General features: G+C 49.4%; 4 protein-coding genes. 2 read left to right on the top strand and 2 right to left on the bottom strand.

Annotated elements, in window-relative coordinates; translation table 11 throughout:
• Positions 1-159: 159 nt before the first annotated feature.
• The gene (locus ACR2PX_RS08955) at positions 160-1650 is read right to left on the bottom strand and encodes an SLC13 family permease (protein ID WP_433999015.1); all 1491 of its coding nucleotides are present in this window, start codon (positions 1648-1650) and stop codon (positions 160-162) included.
• 81 nt (positions 1651-1731) lie between these two features.
• Positions 1732-4851 (bottom strand): hypothetical protein, encoded by a 3120-nt coding sequence (locus ACR2PX_RS08950; protein WP_433999014.1) that lies wholly within the window; start codon positions 4849-4851, stop codon positions 1732-1734.
• Between the two features lie 321 nt (positions 4852-5172).
• Here ACR2PX_RS08950 and ACR2PX_RS08945 point away from each other — a divergent pair, with 321 nt between their 5' ends.
• The gene (locus ACR2PX_RS08945; RefSeq protein ID WP_433999013.1) at positions 5173-5451 is read left to right on the top strand and encodes a c-type cytochrome; all 279 of its coding nucleotides are present in this window, start codon (positions 5173-5175) and stop codon (positions 5449-5451) included.
• Positions 5451-5792 (top strand): c-type cytochrome, encoded by a 342-nt coding sequence (locus ACR2PX_RS08940; RefSeq protein ID WP_433999012.1) that lies wholly within the window; start codon positions 5451-5453, stop codon positions 5790-5792. Before ACR2PX_RS08945 ends, ACR2PX_RS08940 begins: the two co-directional genes overlap by 1 nt.
• Positions 5793-6119 lie beyond the last annotated feature (327 nt).

Raw genomic sequence — 6119 nt, 5'->3', positions numbered from 1 at the left:
ATAAACAGCCATGAGCCTATAAACAGCCATGAGCCTATAAACAGCCATGAGCCTATAAACAGCCATGAGCCTATAAACAGCCATGAGCCTATAAACAGCCATGAGCCTATAAACAGCCATGAGCACAAAAAAATAGCCGGCTTCACACTCTATTCTGGGTTAGTGAGCTGGAGATAATAGTCCGGTCCACTGCCACCAGGTCATGGAGAAGAGCGCAAAGGTCAACAGGCTGGCCAGGGTTAGCAGCAGACCGATTCGAACAAATGTTTTGGCCGGGAAGGTACCGGTTGAGTAAGCCACCATATTCTGGGGGGCGTTCACCGGCAGGATCATGCCAAAACTCATTGCAAATAACTGAAGGAGTACCAGTCCTATGGCGTCGTGCATCATACTGTTTGGCAGGGTATCGGAGAAAGCCAGAAATACGGGCAATAGGGCTACTACCAGACTCATTGCTGAAGCAAAGCCCAAATGCATGACCACGGTAAACAGAGTCATTACAAACAACAACAGGGCCACCGACATGGTGTGAATTTCCATGGAAGAAAAGCAGATCTCTGCCAGCCAGGCTGCCGCGCCTGTATTTACCAGTTGCTGGCCCAGACTGATACTGACGCCAAACATGACTATTACGCCCCAGGGCAGGCGCTTTTCAACGTCTTTCCAGCCGTCAAACACGCCAATGCCGGGTATGAGCAGACAAACAGCCATCAATAACATGGTGGCTGGTACTGTAATGTGGTGAAGAATGCCTTCCGTAACCCAGAGGCTGATCAGGAGAGCAGTGAACAAAGCCAGTCGTTTCTGCCGGGCAGTCCAGGGGGTGGAAGAGGAGTGCAGAGAATCCGCAATGTTATTTTTAAGGGGGTGTCCGCTCATCTCCATCTTTAGAATAAAAAACAGAATAACGGTCATCAAAGCAGACCAGGGACCTGCATGAATCAACCATTGAATCCAGGTTATGGTAAAACCACTGTGTTCATACATCAGCTCAAGCCCCGCCACATTATGGCTGGTGGCGGTCATCACTCCGACATTCCATAGCGTACTCACCTGTGCGGCGCCAATGACCAGGATAGCCGACAGACGACTTTTGGGATCAAGGCCCAGTGTGGCGACAACGCCTGCCAGAATAGGAACCTGAACAGCAGTACGACCCGTGGGTGAAGGAATCATAAAGGAGAACACGACTCCGACCAGAAGGCAGCCCGCAATGATAGCGCCAGGACTGGGGTGAATACGTGACAGAATGGCCAGGGCGATACGCTTGTCGAGTTCGGTGGATTGCATGGCTGCAGCCATGATCAGCGCACCGGCTATGACAATGATGCTGGGGGATGAAAAACCTTTCATGGCCAGTCCCAGTGCTTTACTGGTACCCAGAACGGCTCCGGTTTCACTGTTGGGGACGATCCCTATCAACAGAGTGACTAACGCCGCAATGAGCAGTGCGCTGATGGGATAAGCCAGAGCTTCTGTTACCCAGAGAATGACCGCCATTACCAGGATACCCAGCATGATTTGCCCATAGGCAGTCAAGCCCTCAAGAGGCAAAGAGATCACCAGAAAGAGTGCGCAGAACGACAGGGGAACAGCCAGTCTTGCTGTCCATTGCTTAAATGCAGTCGGGGATTCCAGGTGGCTGGACACGATACAACCTCATTCGATTATTTGTTTTAGCGGGGAGGAGCGAAACCCTAAAGTCTAATCAAGGATAAGGTTCTTGCAGGATTAATCGTCTCTTGTGACAAAGGTTCTCAGCAGGTCGTATTGGTGTGCCAAATCGCCGGTGTCTTCGAGCAGGTCTTCAGTATCCTTCAGATGGCCATCCTTAGTATGGTGCTCTGACAGTTTTTCAGTTAGCGCCTGACAATGAAGAATATGTTCTCTGGCTGCACTCTGGTTGGCCTCAGGAGACATTGGATTAGTGACAGCTGCGGGGCCAATGGCGGTGATGGTCAGAATGCTGTTGTTAGCCTCCAGGGTTTCAACAGGTGGTTCAAGGAGCGTCTGCTCAGGGGAAAAAGTAGACAGAGAGTCTTGTCTCAGATGTTCTGGTCGTATGCCTCTTTTAGGCAGTTGTATCTGGACGGCAACCGTTTCAAACCAGGCTGCCAGAATTTGCTGGCGAATGGTTTCGGCCTCTTCAGGTGTTGCTTCTTCGTGCTTGAGGTAGGCCTCTGCGGCTTGAAGGTAATGGCACAGTGGAGGGGGAAGCTCCATTTCGAGCTGAAGAGAATCCCGGCTTTCAGAGTGAATTGTTTTCAGATGCGCAGGGGCCTTCTTCATGGAGAGATACAGTGTTTTCATCTCTTTAGCGATCTTGTATTTATTTTTGCTGTCGAAATCTTCCTTTCTTTCAATCAGGTCGAGTCGGATGCGAGACTGAATGCTGTCTCTGACACCAGGAAGTGGTGGCGCATTATGCCCTAGTCTATCCACCATGTTTTTAGCCAGAGCGCGTCTGAATGGCTCATCGGTAACGACTACGTCGAAGGGGCTTTTTCCCGGTGGCCTGGTGATAATAGGGGATTGGGGTAATGAAAACGCACAACGGCATGCGACACGTTTTATTGGCTTGGGTTGCACATGGCTGACGACCTTAGGCGTTTTATTATTGGGTGTTACCGTTTCCAGGTATTCAGCACTGGCAGCATTGGGCACTTTCCGGGCATTAATCAGGAGGTCGACAGGGACTTTATTCTTGTGAACCGTTGCCGCCCCCTGATGCTCTATCTGGACAAGGTATTTGCCATCTTGCTGATCAGGCGCTTCGATATCTGTGACGCTGGCGTTGGAGACCATTTTAAGGGGCGAAGAGTCATGCTGTGCCACATCAAGGACCTGGCTCCAGAGCGCCTGGTGCAGAGTGCCAGCCGATATTTCTCCAAACCCGTCTGGATGAATCAGTCCGGAACTTTTCTCTTCATATTGGAGAGCAGGTATGTAGTTGAAAAGCAGATCAAACTGGCCGCCCAGATGGAAACGCAGCGTTTCTATCCACTGAGGGTCGAGGCGGATGGTTTCTGTTGGATTAAAGAGCGGCTCCGAGCTCAATAATAGAGTGACATCAGCACCGGCTTCCACTTGTGTTAAAGCAGCCAGCAGGCCCTGGAAGCTTGAACCCTCTATGACTACCTGGGGATGATATTCAGCTTCAGCCTGCTTATTGATAACCCAGGTGGTCAGGGAGGCGCTAATGGCGGGACTGTCCAGACTGGCCAGATCGTAGAGTTTGGAAAGCGTGTTCCGGCTTTCTGCGTCAGGCCAGTTGCGACCATCCAGCAGTAAAGAATCGCCCCATTTTCTGCCCAGTGTCTGGGTAACTTCCAGCTTTTGCTTTTTGGCAGCGACAATGGCATTTAACTCTTCCCGGGTCAGTATTGCTCCTTCTCTGACTTTTGTTCTGATTTCTGACGGGTCGAACTCTTTCAACTGGTCGACGAGCTGAGCAAAAGACTCATGCTCTGTGCTGTAACTTAACAGTTCGTCCTTGAGACATGCGCTGACGTCAAACTGCCTGGACCTGGCTTGTAGGGGCTCGTCGCTTTCATCGGGGTCGAAGATTTCGAAGCCAAGCTCTTCCATGAGCTCATCGGTCTCTTTGACCTCTTCGAGAAACTCCAGCTGAATGGCGTCAACTCTTTTGGCGGGATCCCCATTAGGAGAAGGCACTTTACGAAAACTGTTTTCGTGAATATCCCTCACCAGCTGTTGTGTCATCTGGAAGCGTTGTGGTGTGCTGATCTCGCTCATTTCATCCAGACACTCAGTGAAAGCTTCCGGTGGCATGTCGATTTTCAGCAGGCGAACAGCCTCCCACATCTTTTCGGTTTGCAACCTTTTATAGTGGGCAGACAGGCCTGCAGCAGCAAAGTTATTTTCCAGCTTTGTTTTTAACTCATCGGATTCATCTGAGGTTCCTTTTTCTAGAAACTCACAGGTGTAGTACAACCAGAGAAATTTATCGGTGTCTCCAAGGTTGATATTGGGCTGTTTTGTTTCCAGATCTTTTCGGGTTTCCTCGAGCATTTCAGCTTGAGCTTTCGGAAAGATCACCGGACGTTCAAGTTGCTCCAGAGGGATCAGGGTAATGGGTCCGGAGACCTGGAATGTAGACGTGTGAACAGGGTTTTCCGGTACATCGACTGATGTCGGTATATAAGGAATACCGGACGAGGTCGAAGGAGGAGTTTGGGGTTCGAAAGCAGTTGGAAATAGGGGCGTAGTTTCAAAATCGACCAGTCTTGATGAGTCCAGCTTTACGGCTTCTTCGGTAGGGGGTCTCACAACGATGGTCGGTGGCGTAAATGGAATAGGGGGTTTCTCCTGCGGCTGTTTTTTTTGAATCACTTTGGCAGGGCCGCTGTTTTTCAGAGCATCAGGAAACCGGTGCCTCTTAGAGGAGCTGGGTACCCGTTTGACAGGTCCATTGGATTTCATGGCATCAATCAGCTTGATTTTTCTTTTTGGTAACGTTTTTTTCGGAACGGGGGCTTTTATCTGAACCGGGCGTAATAGCAGTGCCTCGTTTCTCACAATGGCTTTGGCTTCTCTGTCTGAGAAAAAAGGATAACGACGAGCTTTGGCTCCTTCAACAATCTGTTTTTTCAGGGAGAGGCTGGTGTCAGGCTTTCCGATCACTTCAATGATCATTTCCTTGAGCTTTTTTTCTGCGGCCTTGTTTCTGCGGTGTGAGAATTTCCACTGATTTTTCTTCAGAAATTCTTTTGGGGACGTTTCTACGACCGGTATGCCATTGTGCAATGTAACCCGGCAGGCCCGACCTTCCCGGGCAGCCTGGTCGATAAGCCCCAGATTCTGGCTGATGTGTTGTTGAGTTGTGAGCATAACAGTCCCTGATGCTGCCTTATTTTACCGAGAAAAATAGAGGGCTTTACCGTTTTTCATATTCGAGGGTAATGCACAGTATTTTTCTTCGCTCATGGTTGTTTAGGCGCCTGTTGGACGGAATCTATCTCTTTATTTAGCGGCAGGGAGTCAGGTCGGTGAAGTGAAAAAGGATAACCATAAATATTTTGTGGTTATTGCAGTTGTCTATATAATGCCCAGCGCTTGAGCAGCCAGATAAGAGAGGTCGGCAGCGGAAAAGGCTGATCATCCTGATGGCTGTGTTTGGATGATAAAAAAACAAACAGGAAGAGAATAAGAATGTACAAGTGGTGGGTGCTGCTGACAGGGGTTGTCAATATCGCTGTGGCGTCAGACTCTGCAGTTCTGCTTGAACTGGCCAGCAAAAAAATGGCTGATCCGGCTCTTTATCAACAGGCGTTGAGGCAGGGGGAAGATCGAGTGTTACTCTGTGGCTACTGTCACGGTAAAGATGGTAACAGTGTTCGGAGTTATATTCCAAACTTGGCCTCACAAACACCAGACTACCTGATCAACCAGTTCGAAAGCTTTGCCCGTGGCGAGCGTGAAAGCCGGTGATGTCCAAGCTGGCAAAAATACTCAGTGATGATGAACGGGTTAATATTGCGCTCTATTACAGCCAGTTGAAAGCCAGGCCAAGGATGAGTCAACAACCCCAGCGTGTGGCAGAGGGGGAAAGGCTGTATTCAGGCAAGTGCGCTGTTTGTCATGGTGCTGATGCCAACGGTAATCACGCTATGCCCAGGCTGGCAGGTCAGCCGGAAGAATATCTGGTGAACACGCTTCATGCCTTCCAGGAAGGGAAAAGACGTCAAAATACACCCATGCAGCCTGTGGCTGCAGAGCTCAAGGAAACCGATATCCAGGCGCTGTCAGCCTATTTGACGACTCAACCCTAATCCGTAAAATTCATGAAGCCGCTTTGGCTCAGGGGTCGTTTTGGATCGCTTGAATGTTTATTTGATGGGCATGAAAGTAAGCAGACATAGCAGAGCGAAAAGCTCGACATATCATGAGATTTCTAGGAGCCTGTCGGACTTATGCTTTCGAGCATACTCTCTATTGAAGAGTCAGTAGAACGAGTCGACAGTCTTGAGCGTTCTAGGAGTCTGTCGGACTTATGCTTTCGAGCATAAATTTCAGTAGAACGAGTCGAATTATTCGATGGATTCGTGAGAATAGTTGACCTATTTAATCGAATTCATCGAATAATTGGGCCGTTCTTT

The organism is Endozoicomonas sp. (genome assembly GCF_051008435.1).
In the GTDB taxonomy this organism is placed as follows: domain Bacteria; phylum Pseudomonadota; class Gammaproteobacteria; order Pseudomonadales; family Endozoicomonadaceae; genus Endozoicomonas_A.
The sequence above is the reverse complement of the archived record's forward strand: the minus strand, read 5'-3'. Positions and strand labels throughout refer to the sequence as shown.